At 39.1% G+C, this 20810-nt stretch carries 17 protein-coding genes and 3 pseudogenes; 3 read left to right on the forward strand and 17 right to left on the reverse strand.

The window, feature by feature from the left end:
• Positions 1-31 precede the first annotated feature (31 nt).
• Positions 32-1105, reverse strand: coding sequence for an SDR family oxidoreductase (locus QUF78_RS00540; RefSeq protein ID WP_289323221.1), 1074 nt, complete (start codon positions 1103-1105; stop codon positions 32-34).
• Between the two features lie 628 nt (positions 1106-1733).
• Between QUF78_RS00540 and QUF78_RS00545 the strand changes: the two genes are divergently transcribed.
• Positions 1734-2198 (forward strand): peptidoglycan-binding domain-containing protein, encoded by a 465-nt coding sequence (locus tag QUF78_RS00545; RefSeq protein ID WP_289323222.1) that lies wholly within the window; start codon positions 1734-1736, stop codon positions 2196-2198.
• Between the two features lie 279 nt (positions 2199-2477).
• Here QUF78_RS00545 and xerS read toward each other — a convergent pair whose 3' ends face one another.
• The 8 genes and pseudogenes from xerS to QUF78_RS00585 all read right to left on the reverse strand — a co-directional run bounded on the left by xerS (position 2478) and on the right by QUF78_RS00585 (position 7398).
• Complete coding sequence (gene xerS / locus QUF78_RS00550) at positions 2478-3605, reverse strand: tyrosine recombinase XerS (RefSeq protein ID WP_289323223.1); 1128 nt, start codon at positions 3603-3605, stop codon at positions 2478-2480.
• A 100-nt stretch (positions 3606-3705) separates the two neighbouring features.
• Entirely contained in the window at positions 3706-3867 is a 162-nt protein-coding gene (locus QUF78_RS00555) for a hypothetical protein (RefSeq protein WP_289318884.1), read from the reverse strand.
• 33 nt (positions 3868-3900) lie between these two features.
• Positions 3901-4239: pseudogene (gene hepT / locus QUF78_RS00560) on the reverse strand (type VII toxin-antitoxin system HepT family RNase toxin).
• Positions 4229-4636 (reverse strand): type VII toxin-antitoxin system MntA family adenylyltransferase antitoxin, encoded by a 408-nt coding sequence (gene mntA / locus QUF78_RS00565; RefSeq protein ID WP_289323224.1) that lies wholly within the window; start codon positions 4634-4636, stop codon positions 4229-4231. Before mntA ends, hepT begins: the two are co-directional and overlap by 11 nt.
• A gap of 406 nt (positions 4637-5042) precedes the next feature.
• Positions 5043-5174 carry a hypothetical protein gene (locus QUF78_RS00570; RefSeq protein ID WP_289323225.1) on the reverse strand — a complete coding sequence of 44 codons (132 nt, stop codon included), beginning with the start codon at positions 5172-5174 and terminating at the stop codon, positions 5043-5045.
• Between the two features lie 416 nt (positions 5175-5590).
• Positions 5591-5869 carry a hypothetical protein gene (locus tag QUF78_RS00575; protein WP_289323226.1) on the reverse strand — a complete coding sequence of 93 codons (279 nt, stop codon included), beginning with the start codon at positions 5867-5869 and terminating at the stop codon, positions 5591-5593.
• Between the two features lie 150 nt (positions 5870-6019).
• Positions 6020-6280 (reverse strand): hypothetical protein, encoded by a 261-nt coding sequence (locus tag QUF78_RS00580; protein ID WP_289323227.1) that lies wholly within the window; start codon positions 6278-6280, stop codon positions 6020-6022.
• Between the two features lie 179 nt (positions 6281-6459).
• Complete coding sequence (locus QUF78_RS00585) at positions 6460-7398, reverse strand: hypothetical protein (RefSeq protein ID WP_289323228.1); 939 nt, start codon at positions 7396-7398, stop codon at positions 6460-6462.
• A 705-nt stretch (positions 7399-8103) separates the two neighbouring features.
• Between QUF78_RS00585 and QUF78_RS00590 the strand changes: the two are divergent.
• A pseudogene (locus tag QUF78_RS00590) lies at positions 8104-9463 on the forward strand (IS3 family transposase).
• A gap of 207 nt (positions 9464-9670) precedes the next feature.
• Here the strand turns inward: QUF78_RS00590 and ltrA are convergent.
• The 8 genes and pseudogenes from ltrA to QUF78_RS00625 all read right to left on the reverse strand — a co-directional run bounded on the left by ltrA (position 9671) and on the right by QUF78_RS00625 (position 18900).
• Complete coding sequence (ltrA, locus tag QUF78_RS00595; protein WP_289323229.1) at positions 9671-10933, reverse strand: group II intron reverse transcriptase/maturase; 1263 nt, start codon at positions 10931-10933, stop codon at positions 9671-9673.
• Between the two features lie 751 nt (positions 10934-11684).
• Positions 11685-11833 (reverse strand): annotated as a pseudogene (locus QUF78_RS27945) (ROK family transcriptional regulator); the annotation flags it as partial.
• A 46-nt stretch (positions 11834-11879) separates the two neighbouring features.
• On the reverse strand, positions 11880-12890 hold the full coding sequence (locus QUF78_RS00600; protein WP_289323230.1) for a carbohydrate kinase family protein: 1011 nt from the start codon (positions 12888-12890) through the stop codon (positions 11880-11882).
• A gap of 60 nt (positions 12891-12950) precedes the next feature.
• Positions 12951-14414 carry a glycoside hydrolase family 32 protein gene (locus QUF78_RS00605; protein ID WP_289323259.1) on the reverse strand — a complete coding sequence of 488 codons (1464 nt, stop codon included), beginning with the start codon at positions 14412-14414 and terminating at the stop codon, positions 12951-12953.
• A 21-nt stretch (positions 14415-14435) separates the two neighbouring features.
• Positions 14436-15677, reverse strand: a complete 1242-nt coding sequence (locus QUF78_RS00610; RefSeq protein ID WP_289323231.1) for an MFS transporter — start codon at positions 15675-15677, stop codon at positions 14436-14438.
• A 120-nt stretch (positions 15678-15797) separates the two neighbouring features.
• The gene (locus QUF78_RS00615) at positions 15798-16646 is read right to left on the reverse strand and encodes a carbohydrate ABC transporter permease (protein ID WP_289323232.1); all 849 of its coding nucleotides are present in this window, start codon (positions 16644-16646) and stop codon (positions 15798-15800) included.
• Complete coding sequence (locus tag QUF78_RS00620; RefSeq protein ID WP_289323233.1) at positions 16646-17590, reverse strand: carbohydrate ABC transporter permease; 945 nt, start codon at positions 17588-17590, stop codon at positions 16646-16648. The genes QUF78_RS00615 and QUF78_RS00620 overlap by 1 nt, the downstream gene beginning before the upstream one ends.
• An 11-nt stretch (positions 17591-17601) precedes the next feature.
• Entirely contained in the window at positions 17602-18900 is a 1299-nt protein-coding gene (locus tag QUF78_RS00625) for an ABC transporter substrate-binding protein (RefSeq protein WP_289323234.1), read from the reverse strand.
• Positions 18901-19362: 462 nt separating this feature from the next.
• On the opposite strand from QUF78_RS00625, the gene QUF78_RS00630 reads away from it, so the two are divergent.
• Positions 19363-20337 carry a LacI family DNA-binding transcriptional regulator gene (locus QUF78_RS00630; RefSeq protein ID WP_289323235.1) on the forward strand — a complete coding sequence of 325 codons (975 nt, stop codon included), beginning with the start codon at positions 19363-19365 and terminating at the stop codon, positions 20335-20337.
• Positions 20338-20810: the final 473 nt, after the last annotated feature.

Raw genomic sequence — 20810 nt, forward strand, 5'->3', positions numbered from 1 at the left:
GCGGGCCTTGTATACAAGGCCCGCTATGCGTTTATGGGATGACTTTGCGTTTCCGAAAGTCGTCGAAGATGTTCATAAACATCGCTTCGGTATCGACGTATTCGTGAAAACCAAAGCGACGGGCCTTAGTTCCGTCGGCGAAGAAATCGTAATCCCAAGAGAACACGAAATCACCGAATTTCCAGGATGATAGGTCTTTATAGGAATGACCAGCAAGTCCATGATTATCGACCATTTTGTTCCAAAGTGGCTCCTTGTCCGCCATGACAACGTCCAGTGACATCTGCAGCGGAGGCGCCGTCTCCAAGCCGAAATAGTGAGCTATCTTCGGCCATAATTCATTCCACCGGAACAGATCACCGTTCGTGATGTTAAATGCCTGATTGGCACAACGTTCTTCAGTCGCCGCCCATACCGTTGCCTTCGCAAGAAGCCCCGCATCCGTCATCTCCAAGAGACTGTCGTAAGCACCAGGCTTGCCGGGAAACCGCAGCGGAAGTCCAAGCTCCTTCGAAATTGAGGCGTAGATCGCAATAACCATGGCGAGGTTCATCGGATTTCCAAGCGAGAAGCCACAGACTACAGAAGGACGGAGCGCCGACCAAGTCCAAGCCTTACCTTTTTGCCTTTGTTCTAAGAAATCTTGCTGATCAACATTGAACTCGGGCGGCATATGATTAGCATCTGTCTCACGAGCAGGGGTCTTGAATGGGCCGAGATGTGCTCCGTATACCTTGTAACCTTGCATCAAACTGACATGTATTAAGCCAGAGGCGATTGGTTCGATCGCCTCTACGGTGTTCACTAGCATGGCGAGGTTGGGAGGAACAAGTTCGGCCCAAGTTGGACGGTCCTGATAGGCGGCATAGAAGATATGTGTTACCTCAGTTAAACAGCCTAGCTTCTCGCGGGTGTCGTCAATATTGAGTAAATCCGCAGCCACGTACCGGACACGGCCGTCAGAATCTCCGCCTCGACGTGATACGCCAATCACGTCCCAATCAGGGAGGGTAATTAGGTGATTAATGAGGTTACGACCGATGACACCATTTGCGCCTACGACCAAGGCGACTTTGCGTGTGCGTGTTTGAGGTACATTATTCATAGTGTTCCAGCTCCTTCTATACTGTGCTTAGTTCACTATTATTTTGCATCAAGGAACCACACTTGAGAAGTACGCACTTTGAAGTGTCATAAGCACTTTTTTGTAATCCAGCAGTACTCATAAGTAAAATCTTGGGTGTTAATAACATATAAACCTCAAAAAATCATTATAGGAATTGTTTGAAAATGTAATGATTATTCAACCCCGTTTTTTTCTTTATCCTCTCCTAAACACCAAGTTAATTTGTTTTCAAAATAGATCAGAATGCTGAAAATGCTCATTACTACGAGAGAGAAACGGATTTACTGATGTTCTGGGAAGATCTTCAACAATCGGTCGCGATTTATTAGTAAGAATCGCTTTTTTATCGAACAAACGGGGAAGTTAGTTAAGGAAACCTCCCGAAAAAAATGTATTTACTACTATTATTTTACGTTTCTATTAATTATGAGGATTAAATTATTTGTTCAAGCTTACAATAAAACCGGTCCTTCAAGTGACACTGTTTGTTTAGTTCAAAACAGGACATTGGTAGGAAGGGGAATATAAAATAGGAGGGGAAATAGTAAGGTAGTGTGGAGGCACAAAAAAAGAGGGAGATGGCGGTATTAAGAAATTACTTACTAGTTTGGTATTATTAGTAATGGCCCTAGGGATATCTTTTTCCACCGCTTCAGCATCTGCTGGAGGTTTTCACCACCCAGAAAGCTGGGATAAAAACTCTATTTTGCGGAAGGACACTCATGGGGTAGAGGTCAGAAATATGCAGTATATCCTGAATGTCTTGGGTTTTTATACGGATTCAGCAGTGGTTGATGTTGATGGGATTTTTGGGCCGAAAACCGAAGCGGGTGTAAAGAAATATCAAAAAGAAAACAACCTGAAAGTTGATGGTGTGGTTGGCCCTCGGACGTGGGATAGCTTCTCACAATACATTAAGAAGAATGGCAATGAAACTTATGGAGCAGGCGGAAACATGGGTCTCAGAATCAAATGGAAGTATGACAATTCTTCCTATACATCCGGCTCTAAAGCCTATATTTACGGTAATGGAGATACATTAAGCGACCAATATCGCTTGTATGCGAATTAAAATACAGGATGGTCCTAACATATGAAAAACGTGTCTAAATAGGCACGTTTCTATTTTTTGCTTTCACGAGTTGTATGTTGTAATCTCCTTGCTTGCGTTGAGTTGGTCCGTGATTGATTTTGGGTGAATTTTTTATTGTCATGGTCAAACTTCGTAAAGAATGCCCTTCTCATAATCGAGAGGGGCATTTTTATAAAGCAAGTCGTCCTGAATTATAGGTCTACCCTTATTGGCTATACATTCTAATTAAAATAATAAAGAAATCTTCTCCTTTTTCATTTAATCCTTTTCACGATAATTGGTTCTTCTCTCTCCCAGCTGTTTCGCAGCCTTTTTAGCCTTCTCCTGCTCAGGGTTTGTGTATAGGGCAGCCGTGGTAGTTGAAGTGTGACCAAGTTGAGTCATCAGTAAATGGATGTCTCCTGACTGCTCCATTAAGTTCGTCCCATAGGTATGTCTAAGTTTGTGTGGGGACATCGATTTATTGGTCTTAAATGCCTTCGTATATTTCTTAACTAGGGCCTCGATGGCACGATTGGAGAGAGGGATCGCTCCATCATTCACCCTAGTCAAGAATACATAAGCATCATCATCGTTTGATCCGCTATAACGCTCCGTTCGTATAGCTAGGTAGTCTTTTATGTCCTGCATAGACGGAGGAGAGACTGCCACAACATCCTTTTTTCCACCCTTACGTAAAACATGTATTTGTTTTTCCTCGAAATCCAAGTCTCGTAGCCTTAAGTTGGATAACTCGTTCACCCGAATTCCGCTTCCTAAGAAGAGGGATACGATCGCAAAATCACGTTCCTTGTCCCTTTTAAAATAAATGAGTTTCCTGGACTTTTCAGGTAGTTCCTTTTCATAGTTATGCTTCACGAATTCAAGAAACCGAGCATCCTCATCATTGTGGAAAATCTTTGTCGATATTCTGGAAGCCCGCGCCCCCAAAGTCTCTTTCACTTTATTCACTTCAATTTTCAACATGACATTTCGGTAGAAGTAAGGTTCGCCGTCGTCATTTTCTGTCTGTGTCGTTAAATACTTGAAAAGGGAACGTAATGCTGAAATTTTCCGGTTGACGGATACTTTTTCCGCTTTTTTTGTTTCCTTCTTATTGATAGGGATATTTCTCCGTTCCAAAAATTTTATAAAGGATTGGGCTTCAATCAACTTCAACTTTTCCAGCACTGTCAAAGGGATATCCTTAATATACTCCTGCTCAGCAATGCCTTCAGCTATCAGCCACTCCAAAAATAATTTATAATCAAGAACGTAATTCAAGAGGGTGGAAGGGGACCGGGTATCCAATTTATTGTCAACATATTCAACGATATAGAAAGGCATGGACTTAACCAGCTGTTCCAACTTCTGCTCATGCACTTGATGTTGTCTGGTGTTAGCCATTGGTCGACTCCTTTTAAGTTGATTTTTGCGTAAAATTCAATTTTTACGCAAAGATGTTTACATAATAATATTATGTGTTGTTAAATACCTAACGTAAAAGTCAACATTTCACAGGAACTTTCACATATTCATATTTTTCTGGATATTGAAGTTTAAGCTTTTCGATAGCAGCTTCAGCAGCATCTTTCGTTTCAAAAACTTCATCTAACTTGATAGTTTCTTTTTTCGTATGGAGATCAAAAACTCGTATTATGTATTTCATCATAAAACCCCTTTATCATAATTTAAGGATTTGTTATGTATAGTCGATAAAATCTCCTAGATGGTTTTCAACAATTTGCTGTAAAATGTCTAAATTCACCGTCTGGTAATCATGAACTGCAATGTTCCTGAAACCCAACATAGCCTTTCAGCGTTTGGCCGTTTTTTCGTCATTAATTAAAGCCTTGGGAAGCATATCAAACGCATATCTGCTGAGGCAATCCCAATTTCTGTTCAGCTACAATATGCATAGCCAAGTCAATTGACGCTTCACATACCCTTTGAATATTGAGGTATGATCGAGTCTTGTCTTTTAGACATCCAGCATCGTTGGCATAAACCTGATTTTGTTCAAAATGACATCATTCTTTATAAATGGTCCCACTTTCTTCTATTTTTTTTAAGATACTTTCGCGTTCCTCATTCAATTTAGCGTACATGCTAAGAGCAGTCATTTGTTGGTTTTTAAGAAGAGTGTCGTTCGCTGAATATATAATTGTACCGGTAGTATATATCTGGGCTTTAAACACCGTGGATGCTGTACGGATATTGACCAAATCCACCTCAATTTTCAGAATATCTGCTAATTCCTGTGCCAGCTGAAAAACTTCATATGTAGTAAGGGATTGATTTTCGCTGTAGAAAGCAATATCAATATCACTTTCTTTATGTGTAGAGTTTTTTGCATAAGAACCAAAAATAATAATGAAAACGGGATCTACTTTTTTTATGAGAGTATCTTGAATGGTTTGAAACATTTCTGTATACATAAGACACGCTCCCTTAATATAATATGAAGATTATACCAAACATTCATTCCCATGTCCATTTATTCGTAAAATGTATATTTTACGCAAAGATTAATACTATAATTTTCCACACTCTCTTCCTTATCATAAATCTAGAGCTTATGTAAAAGATGGTTTCGATTAGGCAGTAACTCTAGGACAAAAGGAAACTATCTTATATTTATAGAGATCACTTTTAATATTATATATTCTAACGAGGTTCATAGTCTTGAATATGACCTTCTTTTTCGAGTGATAAATCAATAAAGAGAACTGATGTCGATATATCCGTTCTCTAGTAAAAATTTTTTTCTATATTCTTTATTTGTTATATGAGAAGAAATTTATAGTGGAATCAAAAAAAATCAGTCCCTACTGAACCTTCCCATTATTCTTTCTTATCATTATTCTCTTGGTTATTCTTTTCTGAAATTCGTCTTTGGTTGGCTTTCGTCTCAGCATTCACATGGTTTGCATCATTTCGTTTATTTTTTTTAGAACCTCTTGCATCATTACTCATACTTATTCACCTCCCGTGGCAGCTTATATACGTATGTTAGCTTACTCTTGCCTCCAAATTTTATACGCCTCACCTGCATGTAGCACATCGCTAACTAGCATAAAGACATCCCGTACAGACCGCGGAAAACTTTATTTCAATCACACAAAAAGAGCAAACCTGTTTAGATACCGCTCTTGTAATGATTCAAAAATATCCCCATCAAAACTTATATCCCTTCGATGTTCAAATTCAATTGCACCTTATTCACTACGTGAAAATCGAAAGAGATCCTTATAAATGAATTCGGAAGTAGTAGCGTTACAAATACTCGCTTAATCCCAGGATTTCATCACCCTTGAACCTCAGTGAAAAAGATCTTTAATAAAAGGATAGTTGTGAAATATCCTTTCTGTGCCTAATTTTTTGACCGCTTATCAAAAGTAATCCTCAAAGTTCAATAAAATGACCTTCATGGCTTGGCTTGATTTCCCCTTTTCTTTAATCCTTTTCAGAAAGTCCATAAACAAAATCACCAGTAAATCCTCGCCCGTCAACTCTTCATCCATCAAGTACGGGGAAATATCATGCAGGAATACCTCACCCCAGAAAATCTCCGACTCCTTGATACGTAGGGTGTTCTCCGCTCGTTTTTCTTCTGAAGTCACCTCGACTTCTTCTTCCCTCTGCTCGAAAGAGAAAAGGTTGGTCGTCACCTGCTTAAATAATCCCTTTCATTCCTGTTCCTCCAGTCAGGTTATTTTACAATAAACAATGTATTATTTTTTAAACCGATTGCCTGTTAAAAAGAGAAAAGCTGTTCAAAAACCTTATTCGGTCTTTGAACAGCTTCTTCTAAAAATATTTTATGCCGTACTATCTAATTGTACAATTGTTAATGCAGCACTATTGACAGTAGCTCCATCAATACTATTTGCTAAATGATGCTCTGAAGTACCAATATTGACAAGACGGATTTGATCACCCGCATCTAACGAAGCGATAAATTCTCCATTTACTTGAAGATTAGTATTTAAAGGCGAAGCTGACGGTAGATCAACTCCTATACCAAACCTACTAGCTACTAATGTTGCGAATGTCGCACCACCATCGGTACTTACCTGCACGCCGTAAGCCCCTTCTGTTGGAGAAACAGGTATACCACCATCATTTCTAAAAATTACGCTATAATTTATTAAATAATCTCCTGCATTAGTTACTGTAATTGTATCGAATGTTGGTTCCGCATGTACGAAGCCTTCTGTACAAACACCTTCTGTATCAAATATTACTGGTTCATTTGGATCTACATCTCCTTGGGAGTCAGTACGAAAAACGTTACAATATCTCGAAATACATTCACATTCACCTTGTGGGCCTTGGAATCCTTGCGGTCCTTGGTCGCCTTGTGGGCCTTGGAATCCTTGCGGTCCTTGGTCGCCTTGTGGGCCTTGGTCGCCTTGCGGGCCTTGGTCGCCTTGTGGGCCTTGGTCGCCTTGTGGGCCTTGGTCGCCTTGTGGACCTTGGAATCCTTGTGGGCCTTGGTCGCCTTGTGGGCCTTGGAATCCTTGCGGGCCTTGGTCGCCTTGTGGGCCTTGGAATCCTTGCGGGCCTTGGTCGCCTTGTGGGCCTTGGTCGCCTTGCGGGCCTTGGTCGCCTTGTGGGCCTTGGTCGCCTTGTGGGCCTTGGTCGCCTTGTGGGCCTTGGTCGCCTTGTGGGCCTTGGTCGCCTTGTGGGCCTTGGTCGCCTTGTGGGCCTTGGTCGCCTTGTGGGCCTTGGTCGCCTTGTGGGCCTTGGTCGCCTTGCGGGCCTTGGTCACCTTGCGGGCCTTGGTCGCCTTGCGGGCCTTGGTCGCCTTGCGGGCCTTGTGGTCCTTGGTCGCCTTGCGGGCCTTGTGGGCCTTGGTCGCCTTGTGGTCCTTGAGGTCCTTGATCGCCTTGTGGTCCTTGAGGCCCTTGCGGTCCTTGATCGCCTTGTGGTCCTTGAGGCCCTTGCGGTCCTTGATCGCCTTGTGGTCCTTGAGGCCCTTGTGGTCCTTGAGGCCCTTGTGGTCCTTGAGGCCCTTGTGGTCCTTGAGGCCCTTGCGGTCCTTGATCGCCTTGTGGTCCTTGAGGCCCTTGTGGTCCTTGAGGCCCTTGCGGTCCTTGATCGCCTTGTGGTCCTTGAGGCCCTTGTGGTCCTTGAGGCCCTTGTGGTCCTTGAGGCCCTTGTGGTCCTTGAGGCCCTTGTGGTCCTTTTTTATCATTATCAGATACGTTTACTTCCACATTAACGTTTTGCTCGACCTTTTGTTCTTGTTTAGAATCACATTTGCATTGACTATGTCCGCAATCCTTACATTTGTTATGATCGCATTTGCATTTGCTATGTCCACAATCTTTACATTTTTTATCTTTTTTATCCTTACCCAATTTTTTATCCTCCTTTTCACAAAACATTACTTTATCTTATGAATCCTGAATTAATTGGATTGGATAAAAGGCGATGGAATGACCCATTTTTGAACAAAGGGGTACCGCCACATGCCCATCAAGCCGCGAAAATAGGTCACCTCCAAAACGATAAATTGAGTATAAGTTACAAGAAAGTCCAAAATTTCGTTCTGGGGGTACTACAAAACTTTAACTTGATGGCAATGGGGTACCTTCAGCAAAACGCGAATTTACAACGTTAAGGGGATCTGGATACAAAAATAGCCAATTTTCACCACGTTAAGGATGTAATCGGCTTTTTTTTAGTTCTCAGAATTCCACCATTGACGGTGTACTGACTGGATATGAAAACCTTTATTTGATCGCAAAATTGCGACATGAACGCAACCCGAGAAAATTTGCCGAAAGTTTGTTAGAAAATATACGCTAAATAAATTCCAACCTGAAAAGTCGATCTCCTCTATGTGAACTGCACCCCAATTGTTAGACACACCTAACAATTGGGGTGCAGTTTTTTTATAGCGAGATTTTCTTCAGAAGAAAAAATACAGGCAGTAAGACAATATATAGATGGTAATGAGGGAGGACAAACCATTGCTAAATCTATTGGTGTTAATCCGAGTTTACTCCATCAGTGGATTAAACAATTTGAACTTTTTGGTGATGATGCTTTTGAAAAACGCTATACACCCTACCCTGCACAGTTTAAACTAGATGTACTTAATTATATGAACGAACAAGGGACGTCTATCAGGAAAACAGCAGCGATTTTAATATTCCTTCTTATGAAACGCTTCGAAAATGGAAAGTTGCTTATGAAACAGATGGATTTGATGCCCTACAATCAAAGAAAAAGGGGCGTCCATCCATGAAAAATAAAAATAATAAGACATCAAATTCTCAATTACCCGATGAAGGATCAATAGAGGCTTTACAGGCGGAGAATGAACGTTTACGTATGGAGAATGCCTATTTAAAAAAGTTGAATGCCTTAGTTCAAAACAAGGAAAAATCACCAAACAAGACAAAGCACAAGTAGTCTATGAATTAAGGAATGCATTCTCGGTGAAAGCACTTATACAGCTCGCAGACATTCCGCGTAGCACGTATTACTATTGGGTGAAAAACTTCGGTCGTCCTGATGCAGATGCAGAACTGAAAGTATTGATTAAATCTGTTTTCGATGAACATGAAGGTCGGTTTGGTTACCGGCGTATTCGTGATGAACTTAGAAATCGAGGACACAAAGTAAACCACAAAAAGGTGCAACGTATCATGAAAGAACTAGGGCTAAAATGTCTTGTCGGTATGAAAAAATATCGCTCTTACAAAGGAACTGTGGGCAAGATTGCACTAAATATTTTAGATCGCAATTTCAAAGCTGAACAACCAAATGAGAAATGGGTTACGGATATTACAGAGTTTAAATTATTTGGAGAAAAGCTATATTTATCGCCGATATTGGACTTATTTAATGGAGAAATCATTACGTATACAATCGGTTCAAGACCAACCTACTCACTCATTTCAACGATGTTAGATCAAGCTTTTGAACGTTTAACAGACGACGATACTCTCCTTATTCATTCAGATCAAGGCTGGCATTATCAAATGAAACAATTCCGTGATGCCCTTAGGGAACGTGGCATTACGCAAAGTATGTCTCGCAAAGGGAATTGTTACGATAACGCTGTTATGGAAAATTTCTTTGGTATCATGAAATCGGAACTTCTTTATCTAAAAGAATTTGAAAGTGTGGAACACTTTAAACAAGAACTAGCAAAATATATAGAATACTATAATCACAAACGAATCAAGGCAAAATTAAAAGGCATGAGCCCGGTACAATACCGAACTCATGCCCAACAGGATGCCTAACGATATAACCTGTCTAACTTTAGGGGGTCAGTTCACGTTAAGGAATCGACTTTTTTACTTCTTCTTATAGAACTAAGACTTAACAATATGGATTCCCCTTTCGTAAGTGGGTTGCACCGATAGTTGCATAAAATCGAGTAGGAGGAGGCGCCTAGCCTCCGACCTCTCACACCACCGTACATACCGTTCGGTATACGGCGGTTCAGTTTAAGTCTGACGTAGTTTTGTATATCGTTCATATAGATTTACTAACCCTTGGTGGTGCCAATAAACATTATTAAGGGTTTTGTCTAGAATAGGACTATGCGCTATGCGCCAATAACCCTTTCTGCTATTTCCCCATTCATACGCTTTTCCAAATGGGGCGCCTAATCCTTTGAGTTTCCTCACTCTCGTTCTTGGCAATTTCCATTGCTTCCATAGGCACATCCTGAGTCTTCTTCGAATCCATGAATCTAAATTCTTCAAAACGTTCGGAGTATCAATGAGGGCGAAATAACCCATCCAACCTCTAAGGTATTGCTTTAACTTATTTATTCGGAGTTTCATGGGTTTCGGTAATTTTCTCGAGGTCATTTCCCTGATTCGTTTCTTTACTCTCTTCACCGTTTGTTTAGCCAGTAGAACCTTCGGGTTCTTCTTTGACTTCGTGAAACTAAAACCGAGAAACGTTCTGTTCCAAGGGCGATCATACTTCGACTTCTCGTAGTTGACCTTTAGCTTCAGTTTATTTTCAATGAAGCTTGAGATATTTCCCATTGCACGTTTGGCGGCTTTTCGTGTCTTCACAAAGATAGTACTGTCATCCGCATACCTTACGAATCGAAGATTGCGTTTCTCTAGTTCTTTATCTAAATCGTCTAACATGATATTAGATAATAAAGGACTTAACGGACCTCCTTGCGGAGTTCCCTCCTCACTTTTATGAAAAAGTCCGCCTATCATAATGCCTGCTTGAAGGAATCTACGAATCAGTTTGAGAACTCGTTTATCTTCAATTTTCCGCTCTAACATTCCCATGAGCTTGTCATGATTCACTTTATCGAAGAACTTCTCCAAGTCCATATCCACTACCCATGTATAACCTTCGGTTATATAGGACTTTGCCTTTCGAACCGCCTGGTGCCCTTGTTTGTTAGGGCGAAAACCATAGCTATTCTCCGAAAAGGTTGAGTCATATATCCTGGTTAATATTTGGGCAATGGCTTGTTGAATGAAACGGTCTAGAACGGTTGGAATACCCAATAGCCGAACTCCGCCGTTTGGTTTCGGGATTTCGATACGACGGACGGGCTGCGGTTGATAGGTACCCTGTAAAAGGGCAGTTTTCATGTTGTACCATTCAGTTGCGAGGTGCGGTCTCAGGTTTTGAACCGGCATTCCATCTACACCATGGCTTCCCTTATTTCTTTCTACACGCTTCAATGCCTGTATTAAGTTTTCCCTCTCTAGTATCTGTTCCATTAACATCGTTGATATCCTTTCTACGTGGATAAATGGTCTATTTGTGCCTTTATCTGCTCCACCCTTTTGAAGTTCCCCGTGTATTCACCACTTCTTCCTTCAAATAAGTTCCGTTAGGAATTGTTTGCTTCTTCGCAGATAACGAACGCCTAGTATTCATCCTCCTTAATCTGTTCGGTCCTTCCTTATCTTCTCGAGTAGACAAGTACTATGACCTCTGCTGACTTCTGATGATTCAGCTGTCCATCACTGGACAGGTTACCAAGTGTACTTGGCTGTCATCAGACCTCCCCGGGTAAGAGTGCAATCTTTCCCTCCATCTATCTGCTTCATTTACTCTGTACCACCTTCGGCAGTAAGGACTTTGTTTTGTTTCGCAAACTCATCCAATGATACCTAGCCTTATATGAAGTTCGTGTTCCTCAGACCGGAGGTTTGCCGCTTGCTTCCTTCAGATTCCACGTCACCATGGACACCCTTGCATTAAGCTAACCATTACTACTGCCTTCATGGCTCGGGACTCACACCCTATAGATTGCACCCATGCCGGGCGCACGAAAAAGCTGCCTTAAAGATAGCTCCGATCTTCAGCTAACGCACTCGTTAGTTCACAAGGAACCCTTCTTATTAGGTTCACTATTGCAGATTTATTTTATCTTTTGTTGAACTTCACTCCCGTATTTCTCTCCTACTAAACAGCTAATTGAATCCATCTCATTTTCCTCACGGCTAGTTGCTTCTTTAGTTCCACTTCCATTTTCCGAAGCTTGCAGAAAATTTCGGTCATCATACCGAGGGACGAATAAAACCTCTCCTTAGAAAAAAGCAACTTCCTCGCACCACGTCTCCATTTATCATAATTCCTACACCTGGACCTTTTTGACCGGAATACATATATATGAGATTGATTGGCCTTATAAATAATGATCACAGTAAGGTAGTTTAAAACTTGTTACAGATTTCCATTCTCGCCCCTCTTTGTTGCTGCCCGTTGAGTAGATATAAAATTTAATACATGTCGTTTTCCAGGTGCTGCCTGAATAGCTCCTTTTACGGAAGCAGTGAGTGCTCCACTTGCATTTGCAAAAGTAAGTAATCGTTGATGATTTTCACTCACTCTTTCACATAGATTTTCATTAGATATTTCAAGTGACACTAGTTCGGATAAGAAACCTCCGATAAATGCATCACCTGCCCCAGTTGTATCCGAAACAATTACTTTAAATCCTTTGTCTTCATATTCCTCTCCATTTTTCAAATAAATATTTGCGCCATCGCTTCCTTTTGTATATACGACTACTTTCACGTTACCGACAAAAAGGGATTTAATCGCTTCTTTTTCCTTATTAATATTTGTTATAAAATATAATTCTTCATCGGATACTTTTACAATATCAGCTAGAGGCAAGAAGTTTAGTATGGTACGCCGACAGCTTTCTTCATCAGGCCATAAAGGAAGCCTGACATTAGGGTCAAAACTTACTATTCCACCCATTTTATTAAATCTGTCTATCACTTTTATATGAGTTTGTTTCATTGGACTTTCAACTAAATCCACTGAGCAAAAGTGCAGAAGATCTCCTTGATTAAACCACTCTGACTTCACCTCATCTGGTGAAAGTAATAAATCAGCTGTATTCTTTCGATAAAAATTAAAACTTCTTTCTCCAAAATTATCTACAGATACAAAGGCTAATCCAGTTTCCCCTTCATCGCTTCGAATAATATAGGAAGTGTCTACATTATTTCCTCGAAGCACATCCATTAAATAATCACCAAAATTATCATTAGCTATCTTGGTTAGCATGACGGAATTCCCACCATATTTTGCAATTGCAATCGCAACGTTCATAGGAGCTCCACCGGCAACACGTTCGAAACTAGTAACCTCTTTTAAAGATCTTTCTTTTTGAATAGGAATAAAATCAATTAATGTCTCACCAATACAAAAAACCTTTTTCAATGTATTCACCCCTAAACAAGGAACAAGTGTCTAGACACTTGTTCCTTGTTCCTTGTTATTTTATTTCCAGATGTCTTTTAGGTTCCAATAGGTTATTTCCTTGACTTGTACATCACCCTTCTCAGTAAATAACTCAATTCCTAGTCTATCTTCATTCGGATAGATACGACTTGTCATGGTCGTTTGTCCATCATTCGCAAAGATTTCAATGGAGGATCGATCAATAAATACACGTAGGGAAAGCTCTTTATTTGTCTCAAGTATTGTGTTTCTAACACCATCTTCCACTTTTCCTGACTTGGAGCAATCAAGTGTTAGCTGTTGTTTATCTAAGTGATACGTTAATACTGTTTCTTCGTGGTGAACTCCACGAATTTTTAGACCTACAGATTGAGCACTACAATTAGTTAAGTCAAACACAGCTTTCACTTCAAGTAAATCCTCTTTCGTTTCTATCAAATAGCTTTCAGAAATGGATTGATTTGTACACTCATTGTGTTCAGAATCTCGTAATAAGACTAATTCCCCAACAGGATTCATTAAAATCTTGTTATGATCCCCTAGTGTTATTTCGCGTGGTAATGTTAAGGCTCCACACCATCCATCTGCTTTAGTTGGCATGTTTGACTCCCACATATCCATCCAACCAATCGCAATTCGACGACCTTTATCATCTAATAGTGTTTGAACTGCATAAAAGTCATGTCCATTATCTAATTCAGTAAATGACCCATGAACAAACTCGTTTGTTTCGTAATTATAATCTCCAACCAAATAACCTGTTTGGAATAGATTATTATATAAATCTCCATTTGATTTAATACCTTGAGGAGAGATCATTAGAATATATTTTCCATCTAATTCAAAGAAGTCCGGACACTCCCACATATATCCAAGCGAGCCATCACTTTGTGCAAGAACACCAATGTATTCCCACTTCAATAGATCAGAAGAACGGTATAAAATAACTCTTCCGACATTCTCCTTCGTCGAATTTCCTAAAACCATGTACCAGGCATCATTGTGCTTCCACACCTTTGGATCACGGAAGTGATGTGCACTATCTACTGGTGGTTTAGCAATAACCGGATTTTCTCCAACTTTCTCAAATGTTATGCCATCCGTACTGACCGCAATATTTTGATTTTGATAGAAGAGATCTTTTTCCTTGTCTGTATAGTGATGTCCTGTATAGATTAGGGTTAGTTCACCATTATTATCAACGGCGCTTCCTGAGAAACATCCATCTGTATCACAAGCATCCCCAGGAGCTAAAGCAACAGGCAAATGCTCCCAATGAATGAGATCTTTACTTTTTATATGGCCCCAATGCATTGGCCCCCAATTTGCATCATATGGATGGCATTGATAAAATGCATGATATTCCCCTTTATACTGTGTGAAACCGTTCGGGTCATTAATCCAGTTAGCTGGAGCCATGATATGGTAACCTAATCGATAACGATTATTTATTTTTGTCTTTGCATTCTTCAGTGCCTCTTCAGCCTGTTTAATTCTATTAATTGTTAACATCCTAACATCCTCCTATATTATCTTTCGTAACCTTTCCACATTGCCATTTAAGCCCTTTCTTTTTTTAGAACCTTTTAAAGTAAAGATTGAAATAATGGTAAAACAAAAAACCATGATTCCCATGATGAGATAGGTGTTACGAAATCCTACACTGTCATATAATCCACCTGCAAGTGGTGAAAGAATAGATGCACCTACCTGAGATGCAAATTGGAAACCAACTAGATAAAGCACAGAAGATAGGCGGGTATCGAAATTCGCTGCTAAATATTTAAAAATAGCAATTAGCATTATAGGCAATTCTAGAGCATGAATTAATTTCATCGAAGAAATTCCGATTGGCCCAACAACAATTCCAGAACCGATGATTCGGAAGGCCATTAAAAATCCTGCTAGAATTAAACTATTCTTTACACCAAACTTATTTACGATAAACGGAGCAAGAAACATCATTCCAGCCTCTAAAAATACTTGGAACGAGTTTAGATATCCGAATACTTGATTGCCTAACGATTCAGTCGGAAATAAAGAGGCGTAATAAAGAGGGAATTGCTGATCATAAACACTGTATACGCATGTCACCCCAATTATGTACATCATGAAAAACCAGAAATCTTTTAATAAAAAAAGTTGTCCAACGTCTTTTAATTTAATAGAATCAGCTTTATTCATCTCTTGATCCGTCATTTCTATTTTCACAGACATAATAATGGCCACTAATATGATTGCTGAAACAGATGCAACCCAGAAATTGATATTTGGATTAATATTAAACAGCTGTCCTGCAAAAAATGTAGCTGCCGCCCACCCTAAAGAGCCCCACATTCTCGATTTTCCATACTCGAAATCATATTTACGGCTAATCTTCTCAATATATGATTCAATCGCTCCAATACCAGCTAGAAAAGCAACTGCTAAATAGATTCCTCCAACAACCGCGCCCCAAAAGACATTGTATTTTAATAATGGTCCATAGATGAAGATATAAAATGGTCCTACAAATACGAGAAGCAAACTAATGAAAGATAATATTTTTTTCTTTAAACCTATTTTGTCAGATATATAACCATATAGTGGCTGCATACATAAGGCGAAGATAGCGTTTACAGAAAAGATAATACCTGTAGCTGACCCACTTAAATTTATTTCTTGTCCTAACCAAATGGAAAATAAAGAGTAACTAGAAGACCAAGTAAAAAAGAAAAAGAAAAAATACGCACTTAACATCCAATACAGCTTTTTTGAAACTTTCAATTTAATTGCTCCTTTTACTAGACATGTGTAAAGAAATGAATAACTAGTTAACAATATGAAAAAGAAGAATTAGAAATGTGAATTTAAGTCCATACATGGTTGTTAATGATGATACACTCTCTATTTAATGCCTGTACCTGAACCACCAATCCCCTCTAAAATATAACGTTGAGCCACAATATAGATAATAATCAATGGAACGGTGGATATCGTCAGTACAGCCATGACTTGGTTAGTATAAACCGGATCTGTACTATTAATTGCTGTAATCGCTACTTGGATCGGAAATTTCGACTTGTCTGTCAAGACCATCAGAGGCCAGATATAGTCATTCCAACTTCCGATAAAAGCCAATGTTCCAACAGTGGCAACAGCTGGTTTAGACATCGGTAGCATGATCCGCCAGAAAACTTGCCATGTATTTGCCCCATCCAATTTTGCCGATTCAATAATCTCTGTTGGAATCGCCATAAAAAAGTTCCGGAACAAATAGATATTGAATGCCCCTGCCAACGCTGGCAAAATAACCGCGAGACGTGTATCCACTAATCCAATGCTATGAATAATGGTAAATTGAGAGATTAAGATAGTTTCAAATGGCACGATTAAAATAGCCAATAAAAGACCAAACAGCACTTTTTTTCCACTAAAATTAAGTTTAGCAAATGCATAGCCCGCCATCCCATTGATAATTATGGAACCAATTGCTACACACAAACCATAAAACAAACTGTTGCCGATATAACCTAGTAAATGAAATCGTAACAGAACTTGCTTGTAGGATACAAACCAGTCCGATGGATGAAATGATGGCAGGAAAGCCTTAATGTTGCTCATGTCGTTATAAATTTCCGCTTCTGGCTTCATCGAGGATGCGACCATCCAAAACAGTGGAAAAATAAATAGCACTGCGAGCAAAACCAGGCAAATGTATTCTAAAATCGTTAGAGGCCCGAATTTCCGTCTCATTAGTCTTCATCCTCCTTCACCAGTTTACGTTGCGTAATCGTAACAAGTCCGATAATCGTCCCAAACAAGAGAGCAATTGAACTGGCATAACCAACCATACGGTCCGTAAAACCAGTTTGATAAATATAATAGACAACCGTCATGGTGGAATTCACTGGTCCACCTTGCGTCATAACCATTGGTTGAACCAACAGCTTGAATGCGCCAATTAATGTGGTAATAAATATAAAAATTGAAGTTGGTTTCAACAAAGGTAACGTAATGTATATAAAACTTTGCCATTTATTCATTCCGTCTAACTGTGCCGCCTCATAAACATCACCAGGGATATTCTGCAGTCCTGCTAGAAAAATCAGCATCTGAAAGCCAGCTCCTTGCCAAGCTGAAACCACAACAATTGTAAATATCGCCTGCTTAGGACTTGTCAAAAACGGTTGCGCTGAAATGCCGAAGTATGTGAGGACGTTGTTAATAATCCCTTCATTTGGATTCAACAAATACAACCATAGAACAGAGATAACGACAAGTGACATGACAACTGGACTAAAGTAAGCTACTTTAAAAAACGTGTTTGCTTTACGTTGTTTATTTAACAGGAGGGCCAGCCCAAGAGCTGCCCCTATCTGTAACGGAATCACCCAAACGACAAATTTCAGTGTGTTCACCAAGCTTTTCAGAAAAATTGGGTCCTGGAATAGATTGATGAAATTGTCCAATCCGACAAATGTACGCATATCTGGTGTCAATAAATAGTAATCCGTAAACGAATAATAGACTGACATAATAGACGGAATAACAAGGAACATCGATAATATTAACAACGCCGGTCCCAAAAACGTATATGCAACTACATTTTCTTTCCACCGAATTCTATTCTTGGTTCTTCCCTCTGGTCTCAGAAATGTATAGACATTCCTATTTTCTTTCCATCCAATTTTACTCATAGTTCCTCCTTCTAATTTGCCTTATCGATAGCTGATTGCATTTCTTTCGCATGTGTATCCAATACTTTTTGGATATCTTTATTTTGATCATAGAAGCTGATGTCATCGATTGTTTGTTGGAAAGCACGGGTGACTTGCGGATAAGCCGGTGTAACGGGACGTGCGTGTCCTGTTTCTTTCAATTGTTTCAGGAAAACATTCATTTGATCTGAGAACTCTTTTGCCATCACTTTTTCAGAAGAGTATCGGACTGGCAGTGCTGCAATCGTACGGCTCAGTTCCACATTCGAATCTTTGTTTGTCATCCAGTCAACTAATTTTGCAGCCCATTCTTTATTTTCGGACGTTTGGGTCATCGCAAATTGCCAACTACCTGAAGGAGAAACTAGTTTCTTTGTCTTTGGTGATACTGGATATGGCATAACGCCATAATCTACCTTTTGGTAGTTTGTTTTCATATCAGTTACTGTCCATACTCCACTAAACTTCATTGAATATTTTTCCGTTTCAAACGCTTGTTTGACTGGCGTTCGTGTCGTATAACCTTCTTTCAACATTGTTTGAATAAAAGTCATCGCTTCAACAGTAGGTTTTTTATTGAAGACACCTTCTGCTTTCTTTCCATCTTTCGAGATGATATCCCCATCGGCTGACCAGACAAACGGGGTTAGCGCATACGTCAACATTTCGTCTTTCGACTGTAATTGCATATCAATAGCTGGTTTGTCATATTTATCTTTCAACGTTTTACAAAGAGCAAGGAATTGGTCCCATGTCCATGGATTATCAACTGTTGGTAGCGTATTCAAATCTACGCCCGCCTCTTGTAACATTCTTTTATTGTAGTAAATCCCAACAGATGATTCACTGACACCAATTGCATACAGCTTGTCTTTATAAGTTCCTTGTTGCTTAATACTTGGCAGCAAATCCTCTTGATCTTTTACATACTCATCCAATGGTGCAATGACACCAGATTTCGCGTAAGCAGCTGTATTTGGTCCGTCCAAAGTAATAACATCCGGCAACGTGCTAGTTGTAAGGGCCGCGTTTACTTTGTCTTCATAACCACCGCCATTTCCGCTACGTGGAATAAATTCAATTTTAGCTTTGATATTGTCAGAAGAATACTTCTTATTGAAGGCTTCTAGCCGTTTTTTATACACTTTTCCTTCTTCATTATCATCAGATATGTGTACCCACATCGTAATCGTTTTTTTACCATCACTATTAACGCTTTCGCTTTTGCTGCAGCCCACCGCAGCAAACATCAGTAATAAAGATATACTTACTAGTAGCCATTTCTTCATACCTTTCACTTCCCCCTCATATGTCTTTCGTCTTAAAAAAACTTATAAAAGCGCTTTCAACAGTAGTTTATGTCAACCGGTTACATATGTCAACCGATTGACAGTTATTTTTTGAAAAATCAGACATTAACTTTCGTGTAGTTTGTCTCAAACTCTTGCACATATTAGTACTTTTCTCTAAAATGGGTGCGTGATCAGACTAATCTGAAATTATTTTATTATAGGGTTTTCCTAGTAGGTGACAGATTATGATATGCTATTAAACAGTTTATTAATGGGTTTTTCATTTTTAAAACCTTCGCTCTTTATACAATATTGATGCCAATGTTTAATAACTCTGTGAACCAACTCAAAAAATCTCAGTTTCCAATCAATGGACAAAAACATGAAAACTTTTATTTAAATGAGTATAAAAAAGTTAAATAATAATGGATGTTTCTTAATAAGGTAGGAGGACATGAAATGAAGCCTAACATTCACGATGTGGCAAAAAGAGCAGGTGTTTCATCAACAACAGTTTCCCGTGTATTAAATAACCGCGGTTACATAAGTGAAAAGACAAAAGAAAAAGTTTATAAAGCGATGGAAGAGATTAATTATTTTCCAAACGATTTAGCCCGTTCTTTATTTAATAAACGAACTAATTTAATAGGACTAATTATCCCAAATTCAAGTAACCCATTTTTCGGTGAACTTACCTTTCATATTGAAAGTATCTGTGCTTCATTAGGCTATAAATTGTTACTTTGTAACAGCTTAAACCGTATAGATAAAGAAGAAAAATATTTAGAAATGCTCATACGTAATCAAGTAGATGGAGTAGTCGTAGTGACATATAACCGAGGTATACTAAATTATGAGAAGCAGCATCTTTCTGTCGTGGCAATTGACCACTACTTATCGAAAAACATCCCTGTTGTTGGCTCTGACAATTATAGCGGAGGGAAAAAAGCTACAGAATTATTAATAATGAAAGGTTGTCAGTATATTGTTCATATAAATGGACCAATTGAGCTGCAAACACCAGCAAACTTAAGAAGAAAAGCGTATGAGGATGTTATGAAGGAACAGAGTAGACTTCCAATTACATATGAAGTTTCACATGGTCAAAGTCATCAAGAAGTAATCTCTAAGCTTTTTGATGAACATCCAGAAGTAGATGGGATCTTTGCAAGTGATGATTTAATCGCGGCATCTGTTATAGCTGAATCTAAAAAGCGAGGAAAAGATATACCAACTCAATTAAAAGTTGTCGGTTATGATGGAACAGAAGCAGTTCAAGTTTTACTGCCAGAATTGACAACCATACAACAACCAATTGATTTAATTGCCAAGACAGCAATTGATATTTTATTAAAAGAAATTAAAGGTGAATTTAACGATTTTCCGTTGGAGACATATCTGCCTGTTAAACTTTTAGAAGGTGGAACGACTTAATTTATTGTCTTTGTATGATGTTTTTTAGTGTGGGAATTTTGTGATAACTCCAATTAATCTCTCTTTTATTTTTAACGAGACTGAAAAGTCCCTTTAAATGGAAAATTTTCACTAACCCCTGTGAAGCCCATAGAATGCATTAACTCCATGGGCTCTTCTTGTTTAAAAAACTTCTCATTCTTTGCTGATTGATCGACTGTTAACTCTCGGTGACCAGTTGGTGATTCTGCGGAACTCACAATTTTAAGCAGCATTTCATATTTTTATGTCACTTCTTTAATAGTGACAATTGATCCAATCTCTACTTCTTGTATATTTGTATTTTAAATTGTTGCGAAATCCTCCACTGAAATTTGATACTCAGGATCTTTTTTAATATCTCAAAAATTTCTGCTCTCTTGAACTTTTTTACTAACCTCTTTCCATCTTTTTTTGCTTTAAATAAAGTAATTCTTTCTTCCGCATTATAACCA

This window comes from Peribacillus sp. ACCC06369, from assembly GCF_030348945.1.
Classification (GTDB): domain Bacteria; phylum Bacillota; class Bacilli; order Bacillales; family DSM-1321; genus Peribacillus.

Bases quoted from the DNA above. Each gene is read 5' to 3' on its own strand.
- QUF78_RS00540 (WP_289323221.1), bottom strand. From the start codon at position 1,105: ATGAATAATGTACCTCAAACACGCACACGCAAAGTCGCCTTGGTCGTA.
- xerS (WP_289323223.1), bottom strand. From the start codon at position 3,605: ATGGCTAACACCAGACAACATCAAGTGCATGAGCAGAAGTTGGAACAG.
- QUF78_RS00555 (WP_289318884.1), bottom strand. From the start codon at position 3,867: ATGAAATACATAATACGAGTTTTTGATCTCCATACGAAAAAAGAAACT.
- mntA (WP_289323224.1), bottom strand. From the start codon at position 4,636: ATGTATACAGAAATGTTTCAAACCATTCAAGATACTCTCATAAAAAAA.
- QUF78_RS00570 (WP_289323225.1), bottom strand. From the start codon at position 5,174: ATGAGTAATGATGCAAGAGGTTCTAAAAAAAATAAACGAAATGATGCA.
- QUF78_RS00585 (WP_289323228.1), bottom strand. From the start codon at position 7,398: ATGATAAAAAAGGACCACAAGGGCCTCAAGGACCACAAGGGCCTCAAG.
- ltrA (WP_289323229.1), bottom strand. From the start codon at position 10,933: ATGTTAATGGAACAGATACTAGAGAGGGAAAACTTAATACAGGCATTG.
- QUF78_RS00615 (WP_289323232.1), bottom strand. From the start codon at position 16,646: ATGAGACGGAAATTCGGGCCTCTAACGATTTTAGAATACATTTGCCTG.
- QUF78_RS00620 (WP_289323233.1), bottom strand. From the start codon at position 17,590: ATGAGTAAAATTGGATGGAAAGAAAATAGGAATGTCTATACATTTCTG.
- QUF78_RS00625 (WP_289323234.1), bottom strand. From the start codon at position 18,900: ATGAAGAAATGGCTACTAGTAAGTATATCTTTATTACTGATGTTTGCT.
- QUF78_RS00630 (WP_289323235.1), top strand. From the start codon at position 19,363: ATGAAGCCTAACATTCACGATGTGGCAAAAAGAGCAGGTGTTTCATCA.